This is a genomic window from Microcystis sp. LEGE 00066, from assembly GCF_015207925.1.
GTDB classification, from domain to species: Bacteria; Cyanobacteriota; Cyanobacteriia; order Cyanobacteriales; family Microcystaceae; genus Microcystis; species Microcystis ichthyoblabe_A.
On sequence record NZ_JADEVX010000107.1, the window covers coordinates 1 to 15,468 of the forward strand.

Annotated in this window: 15 protein-coding genes and 2 pseudogenes; 10 read left to right on the forward strand and 7 right to left on the reverse strand. The window is 42.5% G+C overall.

Going from position 1 to position 15,468, the window contains the following annotated elements:
- The 7 genes and pseudogenes from IQ224_RS14940 to IQ224_RS14970 all read left to right on the forward strand — a co-directional run.
- The coding region (locus IQ224_RS14940; RefSeq protein WP_194033147.1) for a sulfatase-like hydrolase/transferase at positions 1–1,992 on the forward strand (1,992 nt) is incomplete at its 5' end.
- An 89-nt stretch (positions 1,993–2,081) separates the two neighbouring features.
- Positions 2,082–2,756, forward strand: coding sequence for a MarC family protein (locus IQ224_RS14945; protein WP_002743020.1), 675 nt, complete (start codon positions 2,082–2,084; stop codon positions 2,754–2,756).
- A gap of 95 nt (positions 2,757–2,851) precedes the next feature.
- Entirely contained in the window at positions 2,852–3,061 is a 210-nt protein-coding gene (locus IQ224_RS14950; protein WP_002743021.1) for a hypothetical protein, read from the forward strand.
- Positions 3,062–3,087: 26 nt separating this feature from the next.
- Positions 3,088–3,282 (forward strand): annotated as a pseudogene (locus tag IQ224_RS14955) (DUF1345 domain-containing protein); the annotation flags it as partial.
- Between the two features lie 7 nt (positions 3,283–3,289).
- A complete protein-coding gene (locus tag IQ224_RS14960) occupies positions 3,290–4,693 on the forward strand; it encodes a glutamate decarboxylase (RefSeq protein ID WP_002743023.1) in 1,404 nt (467 codons plus the stop codon).
- Positions 4,694–4,696: 3 nt separating this feature from the next.
- Entirely contained in the window at positions 4,697–5,620 is a 924-nt protein-coding gene (locus IQ224_RS14965) for a hypothetical protein (RefSeq protein ID WP_004157110.1), read from the forward strand.
- Between the two features lie 113 nt (positions 5,621–5,733).
- A complete protein-coding gene (locus tag IQ224_RS14970; protein ID WP_194033148.1) occupies positions 5,734–7,485 on the forward strand; it encodes a mechanosensitive ion channel family protein in 1,752 nt (583 codons plus the stop codon).
- A 57-nt stretch (positions 7,486–7,542) separates the two neighbouring features.
- Here IQ224_RS14970 and IQ224_RS14975 read toward each other — a convergent pair.
- The 6 genes and pseudogenes from IQ224_RS14975 to IQ224_RS15000 form a co-directional block, all read right to left on the reverse strand.
- A pseudogene (locus IQ224_RS14975) lies at positions 7,543–7,687 on the reverse strand (IS30 family transposase); the annotation flags it as partial.
- 124 nt (positions 7,688–7,811) lie between these two features.
- Positions 7,812–8,852, reverse strand: a complete 1,041-nt coding sequence (locus IQ224_RS14980; protein ID WP_004157112.1) for a sulfate/molybdate ABC transporter ATP-binding protein — start codon at positions 8,850–8,852, stop codon at positions 7,812–7,814.
- 19 nt (positions 8,853–8,871) lie between these two features.
- The gene (cysW, locus tag IQ224_RS14985) at positions 8,872–9,714 is read right to left on the reverse strand and encodes a sulfate ABC transporter permease subunit CysW (RefSeq protein WP_004157113.1); all 843 of its coding nucleotides are present in this window, start codon (positions 9,712–9,714) and stop codon (positions 8,872–8,874) included.
- Positions 9,715–9,755: 41 nt separating this feature from the next.
- The gene (gene cysT / locus IQ224_RS14990; RefSeq protein ID WP_004157116.1) at positions 9,756–10,598 is read right to left on the reverse strand and encodes a sulfate ABC transporter permease subunit CysT; all 843 of its coding nucleotides are present in this window, start codon (positions 10,596–10,598) and stop codon (positions 9,756–9,758) included.
- A gap of 124 nt (positions 10,599–10,722) precedes the next feature.
- Positions 10,723–11,064: an NIL domain-containing protein gene (locus IQ224_RS14995; protein ID WP_004157119.1), complete on the reverse strand. Its 342-nt coding sequence runs from the start codon at positions 11,062–11,064 to the stop codon at positions 10,723–10,725.
- Positions 11,065–11,075: 11 nt separating this feature from the next.
- Positions 11,076–12,119: a sulfate ABC transporter substrate-binding protein gene (locus tag IQ224_RS15000; protein ID WP_004157120.1), complete on the reverse strand. Its 1,044-nt coding sequence runs from the start codon at positions 12,117–12,119 to the stop codon at positions 11,076–11,078.
- A gap of 170 nt (positions 12,120–12,289) precedes the next feature.
- Here IQ224_RS15000 and IQ224_RS15005 point away from each other — a divergent pair, with 170 nt between their 5' ends.
- Positions 12,290–13,069 (forward strand): Crp/Fnr family transcriptional regulator, encoded by a 780-nt coding sequence (locus IQ224_RS15005; protein WP_004157121.1) that lies wholly within the window; start codon positions 12,290–12,292, stop codon positions 13,067–13,069.
- Positions 13,070–13,085: 16 nt separating this feature from the next.
- On the opposite strand, the gene rnc is transcribed toward IQ224_RS15005, so the two are convergent.
- Positions 13,086–13,766: a ribonuclease III gene (gene rnc / locus IQ224_RS15010; RefSeq protein ID WP_004157122.1), complete on the reverse strand. Its 681-nt coding sequence runs from the start codon at positions 13,764–13,766 to the stop codon at positions 13,086–13,088.
- Between the two features lie 58 nt (positions 13,767–13,824).
- Between rnc and IQ224_RS15015 the strand changes: the two genes are divergently transcribed.
- Positions 13,825–14,379, forward strand: a complete 555-nt coding sequence (locus IQ224_RS15015) for a hypothetical protein (RefSeq protein ID WP_036400443.1) — start codon at positions 13,825–13,827, stop codon at positions 14,377–14,379.
- Positions 14,380–14,976: 597 nt separating this feature from the next.
- Positions 14,977–15,468: RNA-guided endonuclease TnpB family protein (locus IQ224_RS15020; protein WP_194033149.1), on the forward strand; the 492-nt coding region annotated here is incomplete at its 3' end.

Genomic DNA, 15,468 nt, shown 5'->3' on the forward strand with positions numbered 1-15,468 from the left:
GTCCGCCCCAACACCAAAGCCCCCCTTGCCTTAACCCTGAAGCTAAACGGCTATTCCACGGCGCAGTTCGGTAAATGCCACGAAGTACCGGTTTGGCAAACCAGCCCGATCGGTCCCTTTGACGCTTGGCCCTCCGGCGGGGGTGGATTCGAGTATTTCTACGGCTTTATCGGTGGCGAAAATAACCAGTGGGAGCCGGCACTGTACGAGGGAACAACCCCGATCGAACCGCCGAAAACCCCGGAGGAGGGCTATCACCTGACCGAGGATCTGGCTGATCGAGCGATCGCTTGGATTAGTCAACAAAAAGCCCTCGCCCCCAATAAGCCTTTCTTTGCCTACTTCGCCCCCGGCGCAACCCACGCCCCCCACCACGTCCCGAAGGAGTGGATCGACAAGTATCGAGGCCAATTCGCTCACGGTTGGGATCGCCAGCGTGAGATCACCTTTGCCCGACAGAAAGAACTGGGCGTAATTCCCCAAAATGCCGAACTCACCCCCCGTCACGCCGAAATTCCCCCATGGGATGACATGGACGAGCGCCTGAAGCCGGTATTAGAGCGCCAGATGGAGGTGTACGCCGCCTTTCTGGAACATACCGATGATCAGGTGGGGCGAGTGATTCAAGCCTTAGAAAAGCTAGAAATCCTCGACGATACGCTAATTTACGTCATCGTCGGTGATAACGGTGCTTCCGCCGAGGGAACGCTGCAGGGCGCGTTTAACGAGATGGCCAACTTTAACGGGTTAGCGAGTCTAGAAACCCCGGAATTTCTCCTCTCGAAACTAGATGACTTCGGTGCGCCCGATTCCTATAATCACTACGCGGTCGGTTGGGCTTGGGCGATGAGTAGCCCCTATAAGTGGACGAAACAGGTCGCTTCCCACTGGGGCGGCACCCGCAACGGTACGATTGTTCGTTACCCCAAACTCATCCAGGAAAAAGGTGGGATTCGTCACCAATTCTGTCACGTCATTGATGTGGCCCCGACGGTGTTGGAAGTGGTAGGCATTCCCGAACCGACGATGGTTAACGGTGTCCTACAAAGTCCCTACGAGGGTACGAGTATGGTTTATACCTTTAACGACGCGGCTGCCCCCGAACGTCATGATGTGCAGTATTTCGAGATGTTTGGCAATCGGGGCATCTATTACAAGGGTTGGAGCGCGATTACCAAGCACCGCACCCCGTGGGTGATGACTGGACAGACGATGGTTCCTTTCGATGATGATATCTGGGAACTATACGACGGCAGTACGGATTGGACGCAAGCTCGGGATCTCTGCCAGGAAATGCCAGAGAAACTGCACGAACTACAGCGACAATTTCTGATCGAGGCGGTTAAGTATAATGTACTGCCCCTAGACGATCGCCAAGTGGAACGGATCGATCCCGCCACCGCCGGCCGACCCACCCTCGCCGGGGGAAACTCGCAATTATTTTTCGCCGGAATGGGGCGTTTGTCCGAAAATAGCGTCATCAACATCAAAAATAAATCCTTCTCGGTAACGGCGGAACTGGAAATTCCCCCGGAAGGCGCGGACGGGGTGATTATCGCCCAAGGCGGCCGCTTCGGTGGTTGGAGTGTCTATAGCCACGATGGAAAAGCCAAGTTCGTCTATAACGTGCTGGGGATTGAAAGTTTTATCACCGAGGCGACGGAGACGATCCCTGCTGGCAAGCATCAGGTACGGATGGAGTTTGCCTACGATGGTGGTGGTTTAGGACGGGGGGGGAATGTCACCCTCTACTACGACGGTCAACCAGTGGGTACGGGTCGGGTAGAACGAACTCAGGCTTTTATTTTCTCCGCCGACGAAACCACGGATATCGGCTACGAATCTGGTACCCCCGTGGCGGCGGAATATACCTCGAAAACCAGTCGTTTCACTGGTAAGATCGGTTGGGTTCAACTCGATCTGGGTACGGACGATCATGACCACCTGATTGACCCGGAGGAACGTCTGAAAATTATCATGGCCCGGCAGTAGAAAAGGGGACTTGTGATACTGGTAGTTTTATCTAGACTATCCCTCGGTTAAAAGCAAAAAAATTGAGCTTAAATTAGCAAGTTTGTCCTATGGAATGGTCTTTTTTGAGAAACTTTGCCATCACTTTATTCGCCCTCTTAAATCCTCTGGGGATGCTGCCGATTTTTATTAGTTACACCGCTCGCGAACGTAAAGAAGTACAAAGACTCGTGGCTCTATTTGTCTCGTTAACTGTCTTGTGTTTGTTATTGATTTTTATGTTTATCGGAACGGCAATGCTAAAATTCTTTGGTGTCACCTTAGACTCTTTTCGCCTGGCTGGTGGCGTGCTTTTGTTGATTATCGGTATCAACATTGTTAACGGTTCTGGGGCAGGGACAAAAGAGCTTTTAATTAATGAGCAAGGAGGGGATTATCTCAGCGAAGCTAAGTCAGTTTATCGGCAGATTGTTATTCCTATGGCTATGCCTTTATTAGTGGGTCCTGGGGTGATTGCTAACGTTATCCTTTATGCCAGTGAAGCCGAATCAAAGCTGGGTAGGGGTACAAGCATTGAACTGATTTTGATGACAATTTTAGTCAGTTTTTTAGTCTTTCTCATCCTTGCTGCTGGCAAATGGTTACAAAGACTTTTAGGAGATATTGGCTTGAGTATTACTCAGCGAGTTATGGGCCTATTTGTAGCGGCGATCGGAGTACAATTTATGGTGACAGGTTTGATTAATATTTTTGTCGATCAGATCGTTCCGAGACTACCACCATAGCCAATTGCTAATTAGTCTAAATGTTAGCCAAGAAAATTACTGGAAATATCAAATAAGCTGTTGTATATTTAAACTGGGTATTAAGGAGAGCAATCATGAGAAATTCTGAGCATTTGACCAAATCCCTGAAGCATTTTCATTATACACTTTTTCTGGGAGTAGCGGTCATGGCAATCACTAGCTGGGGGATGCCCAATATTTCTGTAGCCCAGACTACTCCTGCTCAAGAAAAAGTGCAGTTAATGTTCGTGCAAACGGCGGAAGATATTAAGGTAGATGCCGTTATCATGATGGTAAGGGCCTAGTTTTTCCCGATTGAGATCAACCTAATTGGACGGAATTTCTCGATCAAGGTTTTGGTATGGCGGCTTGTTATCAAACCTCCGATACAAGTATTAATAGTACGGCGATGCGGCGGCTGGTAGCAACCTACGGGATGCTTTCCTATTCTTTATCCGTCTCGATTATTGCTATTATTTTTGGCATGATCGGTAATTTACTCTCAGCAAAAAAGATATTTTATTAAGGAAGTCATGGTTCATCAGAAAATTAATCTCGATCACCTCAGTCCGGAAGAGGCACTAATTACCCCCACCTATGCTTCCCGCGCCCTGACTTCCGCTGTACCTAAATACGAGATTCCCGAGGGGGAAATGCCGCCGGCGGCGGCGTACAATTTAATCCGCGATGAACTTGCCCTTGATGGTAATTCTCGTCTGAATTTGGCTACTTTTGTCACCACTTGGATGGAACCGGAAGCCAAACAATTAATGGCGGAAACCTTCGATAAAAACATGATCGACAGGGATGAATACCCACAAACCGCCGAAATTGAACTGCGTTGTGTGAATATGATCGCTAGACTCTGGAATGCTCCCGAAGGCGCAGCGGCAACTGGTTGTTCTACCATTGGTTCCAGTGAAGCCGCGATGTTGGGAGGCATGGCTTTAAAATGGCAGTGGCGCAAACGCCGACAAAAAAAGGGTAAACCCACCGACAAACCTAATTTAGTCATGGGCATTAATGTACAGGTTTGTTGGGAAAAATTCTGTCGTTATTGGGAGGTAGAACCGCGTTTTGTGCCGATGGAAGGGAATCGTTTTCACCTCGATGCGACGGAAGCAATTCAACTAATTGATGAGAATACGATCGGGGTAATTGCCATTATGGGTAGTACCTTTGATGGTAGTTACGAACCCGTCCAAGAAATTAATGATGCCCTAGAAAAATTGAACAGAGAAACCGGCTGGGAAGTTCCTCTGCACGTCGATGGTGCTAGTGGTGGTTTTATTGCTCCTTTTCTTGATCCCGATTTAGTCTGGGATTTTCGCCTCAAATGGGTTAAATCGATTAATGCTTCTGGACATAAATACGGTTTAGTCTATCCCGGTGTCGGTTGGATTATCTGGCGAGATCGGCAAGAATTGCCAGAAGAATTAATTTTTCATTGTAATTATTTAGGCGGTGATCTGCCTAATTTTGCTCTGAATTTTTCTCGCCCCGGCAATCAAGTAGTCGCCCAATATTATAATTTTTTACGCTTGGGTAAAGAGGGTTATCGACAAATTCATCAAGCCTGTCGAGATACGGCCTTGTATTTATCGGGGGAAATTGCTAAGATGGGGCCGTTTGAATTGATTACCGATGGCAGCACTATTCCAGTTTTTGCTTGGAAATTAAAGGAGAAAATTAGCGATCAAACTAATTATAGTTTATTCGATTTAGCCGATAAATTGCGCGAGCGGGGTTGGTTAGTTCCTGCCTATACAATGCCCAAAAATCGCCAAGATTTAACTGTGCAGAGGGTGGTGATCAAGGAGGGATTTAGTCGCGATATGGCGGATCTGTTGTTGCGGGATATTAATTCAGCGATCGCCTTCTTTAAATCTCAGTCTAATTATCAGTCAAAATTATCTGGTTCCCATTTTCATCACTAACAGATGTTGAGGAAAAACTCGCTTAAATTTCCCAAAAATTGGCAACCATTACAAAGTTTTGGTGTTGCCAATTTTTCCACACGAATTATTCACAGAACTGCCCAAGGAAATTTTCATATTTGGTCATCTCGGCGCTTTCGTAAGCGCCATAGCAGTGAAATTAAATCTGGCATTTCTGACTTAATTTCCTCTAAGTTAAAGCCGTTTAAATATTGGACTTGGCAATTAGATAATTTAACCTGGTGGATCGGTTTTATTTTTACCCTTGGTTCAATTTTATTCGTCGTCGGGGCAATTCCGATGATGTTTCCCCATCCCCCCTTAGAGAGGGTTTCTGTCATTAATTTTATCGGTTCAGTTTGTTTTACTTTTGGTTCCTATGCTGCCTTTTTAGAAGCTATTAATTTAAATCTAGATGTTACTCTGATTCGGGATGTAGAAATACTGGAGGAAAAAATCGGTACTATCTCCCATCCCGTCCCCAAACTGATTAAAATTAAATGGTTTGCTTGGCAACCTGATCGCCTTGAATATTGGGGAACTTTCATTCAATTTATCGGAGCTTGTCTATTCAATATTAATTGTTTTTTTGCCATGGTGCAGGGTTTAAGTTGGCAGAGTGATGATCTGTTAATTTGGATTCCTAGTACCCTTGCTTCCCTTCATTTCTGCACCGCTAGTTATTTAGCTGTTGTCGAAGTTTCTCATAGTTATTGGTCTTGGCATTTTAAAGATATAGAATGGTGGATAGTGGTGTTAAATTTAGGAGGTTCTCTTGGCTTTTTGAGTGGCAGTATTTTCGGCTTTTTCGGACAAGGAATAATTATTTGCTGTCAGGAATGGGGAACAAATTTTTCCTTTTTATCGGGTTCACTTTTGTTTTTAGGAGGTAGTTATTTAATGATTCCCGAAATGTTGCAAGAATAGCTTTCAGATGTGAAAATTTCCCTCCTGTCTCAACCTAGGATATCTGTACCCCATCGAGGACAGTAATGCCCAAACCTTACCCTACTACACAGAGAAAAATCTGACTTAATCCTATGAAATCTGTACTATTTTCCGATATTAATCAAAGAGCTTTAATGCCAAGTAAACCATCTAAAACTAGAGGATGGATGAAAAAAATTGGACATACTTTGGTAATATTTATCGTAGTTTTACTATTGACTCTAACCTCCCCTCTTTTGGGAATAGCTCAAAATCCCACACAACTGGAAAATAAAATTGACGGCTTTCCAGTTATGTTAGATGGAAAACCCCTCTTTTTTATCCGGCGGGGAGTTTCTTCATTTTCGGCGGAGGAGAGAGCTAACACTATTACCCGGAGAATTGAAAGAATTGCTCAAAATGATTCTATTCCTGTGGAGAACCTGACAATTGAGCAGCTCCCTGATGATAACTCACTGTATTTAAGTGTAGATCAAGAAGTAATTCTAACGTTGACAGAGCAAGATGCAAAAGCCTATCGTTCAACGCCAGAGGTTTTAGCTCAACAAGCTTTACAAAAAATTCAGTTTGCTATCGCTCAATATCGACAAGATCGAAAACCCGAACAACTACTTAAAAACATCATTTATACGGTTATAGCCAGCTTTGCCTTCCTGATTATTAGCTTTGCAGTTATCAAAATTTCAGGAAAACTATTTCCCTTCATTAGACGTTTGATTGAATCCTTGACACCGGGCATTCAAATCGGGAATGTTGAGATTATATCTTCCTCTAAAATCAGCTTCTTTTGGTTGCGAGTTCTTCGCATAATTCGCTTCTTTGTTCTGTTTTTATTATTATTTAATTATGCTACATTTGTCCTTCGTTTATTTCCCTGGACAAGAGTTTTTGGCGAGAGTATTTTAGGTTATTTTTCTCAATCATTAGAACTGGTTTTATACTCCATTGGCAAATATCTTCCCAATGGCTTTGTTATTGCCATAATCATTTTTATCACTTACTACTTAATCCGGCTAATCAAGCCCTTTTTTACGGCAATAGAAAGAGGAAATCTGATTATTCCGGGTTTTTATACTGATTGGGCTACACCTACTTACAATATCCTATTAGTCATAATTCTTGCCATAGCAGCAATAGTGGCTTTTCCCTACTTGCCCGGTTTTAATTCTCCAGCTTTTCAAGGTATTTCTGTTTTTCTCGGTCTTCTTTTATCCCTTGGTTCAACTTCAGCGATCGCCAATGTTATTGGGGGAATTATTCTTATTTATACCCGTGCCTTTCGCATCGGAGATCACATTCAAATAGGAGATGTAATTGGCGATCTAATTGAAAAAAACTTCCTAGTAATTCGCATTTGCACTCCCACTAATAAAATCATTACTATTCCTAACTCGTCTTTATTAAGTAGTAATGTGATTAACTTTAGTATCTCCTCGCGGGAATTAAACAGAAATCTAATTATTCAGACAACGATTACCCTAGGGTACGATCTGCCCTGGCGAAAAGCCCACACAACCTTAATTGAAGCTGCTCTAGAAACTGAGCATATCCTCAAAGAACCCGCTCCTTTTGTCCTGCAAACTAGCCTAGATAATTTTTACATCAGTTATCAGTTAAACGCTTACACTAACCAACCCAATTTGATGGTAATAATTTATTCAGAACTCCATCAAAATATTCAAGATAAGTGTAATGAAGCCGGGATTGAGATTCTCTCTCCCAGTTACACTTCCCTACGAGATGGAAATACAACAACCATTCCCGAAAATTATTTACCCTCCGATTATGTTGCACCTCCCTTTCGCGTTCAATCTTCAGACAATCCGGAAAACAACACATTATGATAGTAAATCCGTTTTTAAGCACTCACTGTTGGCGGATTATTAATATAATGGGCCAACTCAAGTCTGAATTGCATCACTGTCCGATTTACCTTCATAGAATAGCTCATTCGGGGTACGATAATTAAGACATTTTCGAGGACGATTGTTAATAGAGTTTACGGCTCTTTATTACCTGCTCTGGCTTAAGGATTTTAAAATTCGTTGTCAAACATTATAGCAGTTATCTTAATTGTGAGACACGAAGTTTTTTTTGGGTAGTCGATCATCAATACCAAATTAGATTATATCTCATCTTTATGAGAAAATCTGTAACACAACTAAAGTTTTTAAATTGAGTAATCGATAACTTTCTCACTTTGATTGTCAAAATCAGTGAGTAAGGTTACTTTTCTCGGTTTTAAATGTACCGTTTGTTCTGGTTGTAACTGTAATTGCTTGTACTCCTCACGATTGAGATAAGCCACCACCATTTCCCCATCGGCTAACATTAATTCTACTTGTATTTCCCAGCCTAAATGAATAACTCTTTTTACCACTGCCCAACTATTCAAACCATCTTGATTGGGCATAATTTCCAGGTCGTGGGGACGGATAAAAACGGTGGAATTATCCCCCGGATGATGTCCATTTCCTAATCCTGCTAAACTGGGTAAGATATTCACTTCCCCAATAAACTGCATCACAAAAGGTGTGGCAGGATGATCGTAAATTTCCGCGGGAGAACCCACCTGTTCAATTTTACCATGATTCATCACGACAATCGTATCAGCTACCTCCATTGCTTCCTCTTGATCGTGGGTAACAAAAACACTGGTAACGTGAACTTCTTCGTGTAAATTTCTCAGCCATACCCTTAATTCTTTTCTAACTTTTGCATCTAAAGCTCCAAAGGGTTCATCTAATAATAATACATTCGGTTGAATGGCTAAAGCGCGGGCTAAAGCTACTCTTTGTCGTTGTCCTCCTGATAATTGGGCAGGATAGCGATCGCCTAATCCCTGTAATTGAATTAATTCTAATAATTCCTCAACTTTGTTCTTAATTACTGGCGATTTTTGCTGGCGAATTTCTAGACCAAAAGCAATATTTTGACGAACAGTTAAATGTTTAAATAGGGCATAATGTTGAAAAACAAAGCCGATATTTCTCCGTCTAGGATCCAGATGGGTGGTATCTTGTCCGTTAATAATAATCGCGCCACTGTCGGGAGTTTCTAATCCTGCAATCGAACGTAATAAGGTGGATTTCCCCGATCCCGATGGTCCGAGGAGGGCGACTAATTTACCTTCAGGAATGGTTAAATTGATATTATCTAAAGCTTGAAAATTGCCGAAACGTTTAGAAACTTGCTGGATGATAATACTCATATTTTCAGGTTAATTGTAGTTAAGTAGTGTGAATTTTGTGGGCGGTTTTACGTTCGAGAATTTCTTTGATAATTAAAGTAACTCCCGCTAGTAAAGCTAGAATAGCCGCCGCACTAAAAGCGGCAGGAGTGAGATAATTTTTATAAGCCTGTTCTACGAAAATTGGCAGGGTGGCAGTTCTCCCTAAAATACTGCCAGAAACCACAGAAACCGCCCCAAATTCTCCCATCGCCCGGGCATTAGTTAACAGCACTCCGTACATCAATCCCCAACGAATATTGGGTAAGGTTACGCGCCAGAAAATCTGCCAATCATTTGCCCCTAAAGTGCGCCCCGCTTCCTCTTGTTCTAAGCCAATTTCTTCTAAGACTGGGATAACTTCTCTAGCGACAAAAGGCATGGTGACAAATATAGTTGCTAATACCATTCCGGGTAAAGCAAAAAGTATTTTTATATCGAAAAATTCTAGAAAAGAACCTAACCAACCATTGCGCCCATAGAGCAGTACAATCATTAAACCCGCTACCACAGGAGAAACGGCAAAAGGTAAGTCAATTAAACTAATTAATAACGTTTTGCCACGAAATTGATTGCGAGCAATTACCCAGGCTGCACAAAGTCCGAAAATTGTGTTTAAGGGTACAGTAATTAGGGCAATAATTACTGTTAATCTTACCGCTTCGATAAAGTCAGAGGTTCCCGCCGCTTCTAAAAAAGCTTGGAATCCATTGCGAAAAGCATAGTAAAATACTGCTGCTGCTGGAATAAATAATAACAGTGCCAGATAGACAAGGGCGACGATAATTAGTAGGGGTTTATAATCCCACTCTTTCGGTTTAGTTGATTTTTTTAGACTCAGCATTTTTGATCTGTCTCCAGTCATACTCTAAGGTTTTTTACTCTTTACTTAACTCTGTATTTTTGTCCCCATTGCTGCAGAAAATTAATTACTACTAACATCACTAGGGAAACTAGCAATAAAACCATGCCGATTACTGTCGCCCCTGTGTAATCATATTCCTCTAGTCTTTGGAAGATTAAAACTGGGGCAATTAAATCCTTAAAGGGGATATTAGAGGAGATAATAACTACGGAACCATATTCACCGATCGCTCTGGCAAAACCGAGGGCAACTCCTGTTAAAATGGCGGGTAGTATTGTGGGAAAAATTACTCGCCAAAAGATTTGCCAAGAGGAAGCACCGAGGGATAAAGCCGCTTCTTCCACTTCTTTTTCCATTTCCTGTAAAACCGGCTGTAAGGTGCGGACAATGAAGGGTAAAGCGATAAATAACATCGCCACAAAAACCCCTAAAATGGTAAAGGATATCTTAATGCCAAAGGGGGCAAAAAATTGACCGAGCCAACCATTATCACTGTAAACTGTCGCGAGGACTAAACCAGCAACAGAAGTGGGTAAAGCAAAGGGCAAATCCACACAAGCATCGACAATTTTTTTACCGGGGAATCGATAACGCACTAACACCCAAGCGATAATAGTGCCAAAAACTCCGTCAATTAAACCAGCGATTAAGGAAGTAAAAAAAGTGACTTGGTAAGCGGATAAAGAAATCGGTAAAGTGGCAACACGCCAAAATTCCGCAAAACCAAGAGTTAGGGATTTAGCAAATAGTGCTGCTGCCGGTAAAACCAACAAAACCACTAGATAACTAATGGTAATTACCCAAGGAATAGAAACTTTTTTCAGGGGTTGACTGGGAGATAAAGATAATTGTGGGTTAGCCATTGTTTATTATTGCTAAGTAAGTAGTTCCAATTAAATAGAAGATAAATTTTGCCTTTGATCCCCCCTGCCCCCCTTGATAAGGGGGGTGGGGATCCGCCTTGATAAGGGGGGTGCCGATTAGAGATTACCAATTGTCAGCTTCTTCAAGAACTTGTGCTGAATCATACCAAACTTCTACATCTAAATCTGCCAGATAGGAAAGGGCATTTTCTATCTCTTGCGAGTTGCCTTGTAGTTGTAGATCAAACCAGCCATCTTGATTATTATTGGCAGCTAACAAAGCAGAAAATATATTCACTTTTAGACCAGGAAAAGACCCTAAACGTGCTATAATTGGCTCGTTAATATATTGTTTAGGAACCCGAATTTTTATCCTTCGGGACGTGGGGCGATCGAGTCCAGATTGATCGAGATGTAAGTCACTTTGGGGATGATTAATAGTTTGCCATTGGGGTTGATTATCCATGGTTTTTCTCCTTAGGATTTACCAGCTTTAGTCAGAATTTTATCGAACAAGCCTCCATCATCAAAGAATTGCTTTTGTACCTTATCCCAACCGCCTAAATCCTGCACGGTAAAGAGATTTTTTATCTGAGGAAATTTACTCTCAAACTCTTTAACTATCGTCGGTTCAACGGGACGAAACCCCACCTTAGCAAATTCTCTTTGTGCCTCTGGGGTAAATAAAAACTGCACAAAAGCTTCCGCCACTTTTCTCGTACCTTTTTTATCTACATTAGCATCAACAACCGCCACGGGATTATCAATAGAAATATTATAATCGGTGGGAACAGTATAAGCTAACTTCTCACCTTTTTGGTTAGCGAGAATCATCTCGTTTTCGTAATTAATTAGCACATTTCCCTGGCCCTGTTTAAAAAATACATCACTAGATTCGCGAGCATCTCTAGGTAAAACTGGCGCGTTTTTAAACACTTTTTCGACAAAAGTTTGCGCCTCTTGTTCACTGCCTCCCGCTTGCGTCACCGAACCCCAAAGAGCGAGAAAATTCCAGCGCGCTCCGCCAGAAGTCTTGGGATTAGCGGTAATAACTTTAATATTATCCTTGGCTAAATCTGACCATTTATTAATTTTAATATTGGCATCACGGGGAACAAAAGCCACTACAGATTTATGAACAATAGAGTCATTGGGTGCTTCTTTTTCCCAACCGGGTTGAATTAATCCCGCTTGCTCAATTTTCTTGGTATCCAAAGCTAAAGCCAACGCTACCACATCCGCTTCTAAACCATCGATAACGGCGCGAGTTTGGGAACCGGAACCGCCATAACTCTGTTCAAAAGTGACTTTTTGCCCCGTTTTTTGTTGCCATTCCTCGACAAATTTGGGAATGATTTTTTCGTAGGCACTTTGGGTGACAGCATAGGAAACAAGTGTCACAGTCACGGATTTTTGGCTGTCATTGCCGCTATTGGTGGGGGATGAGGTACAAGATGCCAGCATTCCTCCCGTCAGGACAGTTGCCATGAGTAGGGACAAATAAGACTGGGATGACTGCATTGGCGGCGCTCCTAAAATTTACTCTAAGGTTGTATCTGTTTTCAGGCGTGTTTTAATCCTACAGCACAGGAAACAAAATTTCAATACATTTATAAAACAAATTGGGAATAAGGCGATAACAAGGGAAACTGTGAGAAGATAGAATCAGTGCTACATCTAGGTTTGAGACTATGGGCAAGAGCGTCAAAGCCAAAAAAACAACCCTCCTACAACAACTGATTAACCAGAGTTTTCTCTTTCGCGGACTAGAGGAAGCTTGGTTAAGTCACTATCTCGATGCCGACAATCTCAAGTTAGAGACGCTATTTTCCAATCGTCCCGTCTATACGGCTTTTCTCCCCGATGAATTTCTAGATGTTTTGTATGTGGTTTTGAATGAGGGTGTAATCGTTGTCCGCAGCACACCCCTCGACCGGATTATTGCCATTACCTACCCCGGTGGCTGTTTTGGTATGAGGAGTTTACCCTTTAGTTATGGTTTAGCCAGTCGCGCTTTTCCCTGTTTGGTGGAATCCTATAAAACTACCCATGTCCTGAAAATTCCCCTATCGGCGCTAGAAAAGATTTACAACGATAACGAAAGTTTTCGTCAACGGTACTGTTTTTTATTTGAATTACAGCAAAAATTCGAGTATCATTTGCTTAATTGCAGTAGCTATCCCCCCCAAGCTGTAGCCACTTTACTCAGAGCCTTAATCTATCAAGAAAGAGAATTAGGCAGTCAACCAGATGCTGAAAATATCTATACTTTTGATCTATCCGTCGATGTGATTGCTCGCGCTTGTCAACTCAATCAACGCACCGTCGAACAGGTATTAAAAGGATTGCAAACCGTGGGATTAATTGCCTCAGAATCGACGGGGGATTTAATTCGGGTACTGGATGCCGAGGGTTTAAAAGAAGTTTACAGTGCCACCCGGGATAAAGTTAATTGGTGGCCCCTAAGATAAGTAGGATTGGCCCTATTTACCCTGGCAATTGACAGCGTTTTAAAGCATCTTCGGCCGCCGCTTTGGTGGCATCCTGTTTCCGTTTACCTTTACCTGTACCGTAGAGAAGATTATTAACCCGCACTTCGGCAGTAAATTCCCTAGCGTGGGGGGGGCCTGTAACATCAATGATCGCATATTCTGGGTTAGAGGCGAAATTAGCCAGCGCCCACTGTTGAAAGAGATTTTTGGCATCGATAAAAGATGGCGATTCCGATTGTTGAGAGACTAAATGAGAGGCTACAGGGATAAAAAGCCCGTGCAGATAGTTTTTAACCGCATTTAACCCCGAATCTAGATAATAAGCCCCAATTATCGCTTCAAAAGTGTCCGCTAATAGGGTAGGATTTGATCGCCCCCGATCTTTAATTGCCCCCTTACCTAAACGCATTAACTCCCCCAGGCCGATTTCAATGCCTAATTGCGCTAATTGTTCTTCTTTGACCAAATTTGACCGCAAACGGGTTAATTCGGCCTCGTTCATGGCGGGATATTTTTGATACAATAGTTCGCCCACCAAAAAAGCCAAAATCGCATCGCCTAAAAATTCTAGGCGCTCGTTATTTTCCGTCAATTCGGACTGTTCATTGACATAGGAACGATGGGTTAAAGCTTGGGTGAGAAGGAGAGCATTTTGAAAAGGAGGCAAACAAGACATTACAGAAATGATCAAGTCAAGAGCATTTCTTATCTTAATCCGACCCCACCTCGAATAGATGAGACGAACGATCCTTTTTTTACTGTTTTTTCCGGCTAGTTTAGGCATAATCTCCCAAATCTTCTCACCGGAAAACCTATCCGCTGCTATTCTTGCCCTAGGTACCTTGGGGATGTGTATTGAACAGGCACGCATGGCGGCGGTGGACTTGGCAGAAATTGCCCAATTTCAGCAAAAAACCAGCGATCCTCGCCTCGATCGCTTTTTTATCGTCACAGTTAGTACAATTGTTTTAGAATTAGCGGGCTTTTATCTGGCTGCCCTCTGGATAGGATGGGGAGCTTTAATAGTTTTAGTCAGTCAAATTTGGTTTCATTGTTTAGCCAAAATTCAACTGCAGCCAAGCACGGAAAAAATTATTGACCATGGCATAGGGCCACGTTTACCCATCTTACTCGCCGACGGAATCGGCATAATCTTCGTGGCTTTCTGGTTAGCCAAAATCGCTCCCCTAATTATGGCCATCACTTTAACGGCAATGTTATTAATCTACGGCTCTCTTAAGTATAGACCTCTTGTCAAAATCAAAAATCTTCCCTTAGTTGAGGAGTAAGTAGCCAGTATTCGGTCGTCAGGAGAATCAAGAATGAGCTTTAATCAACTAAATTCTCTACTTAGAGATTTTATGCCTATTTTTCTCATTTTTGAACTCTCAAAAATTAATTATCCAAGAACTCTCCTGTAGTCCCTCGAAATTACCGCAGAAATCGAGTGCCTTAATCAACCCGACAAAAAGTTAATTTTAGAGAGAATTCCCCCAGATGAAACCATTACCCGTTATTTTATTAGTAGTCCAGACGCAGGAGGCTCTCTTAGGTTTGGTGGGTAAAATATATTCTAAGATACAGTCGTGCTGGCGAGCGAGTGGCAGGAACCACTCCAGACACAGAGGACACGAAGATTGATCGCTTCTATAGTAAGTTAAACTGACCACACAAAGAATAAGAGAGCCGTACCCCAAATGAGGTATTCTGTGAAGTTAGATCAAATAGTGATGCAATTCAGACTTGAATTCCATCACTGTTATATGCTGGTCGGCTTCAAGGCTCTCGGTTTCATCGAAAATTTGGGTCTGAAACCCCGTCGTTCTACGACGGCTTTACTGTTAAATATGAGCATCGTTTACAAAATATATGCTAGAATGTGAGATATGGAAAAAGCCTATTCTTACCGATTTTACCCCACACCAGAACAAGAGTCGCTATTGCGGCGCACTTTGGGCTGTGTAAGATTAGTTTATAATAAAGCTCTCCATCTCAGAACACAAGCATGGTACGAAAAGCAAGAAAGAGTAGGATATACTGAAACTTCTTCAATGCTAACCGACTGGAAAAAGCAAGAAGAATTAGAGTTTTTAAACGAAGTTAGCTGTGTACCTTTACAACAAGGGTTAAGACATTTACAAACAGCTTTTACTAACTTCTTTGCTGGTCGTACTAAGTATCCCACCTTTAAGAAAAAACATCAGGGAGGAAGTGCCGAATTTACCAAATCAGCCTTTAAATTTAAAGACAGACAAATCTATTTAGCTAAATGCACAGAACCTTTACCTATTCGATGGTCAAGACAAATACCAGAAAGCTGTGACCCAAGTACAGTAACAGTCAGATTACATCCTTCTGGACGCTGGCATATTTCAATT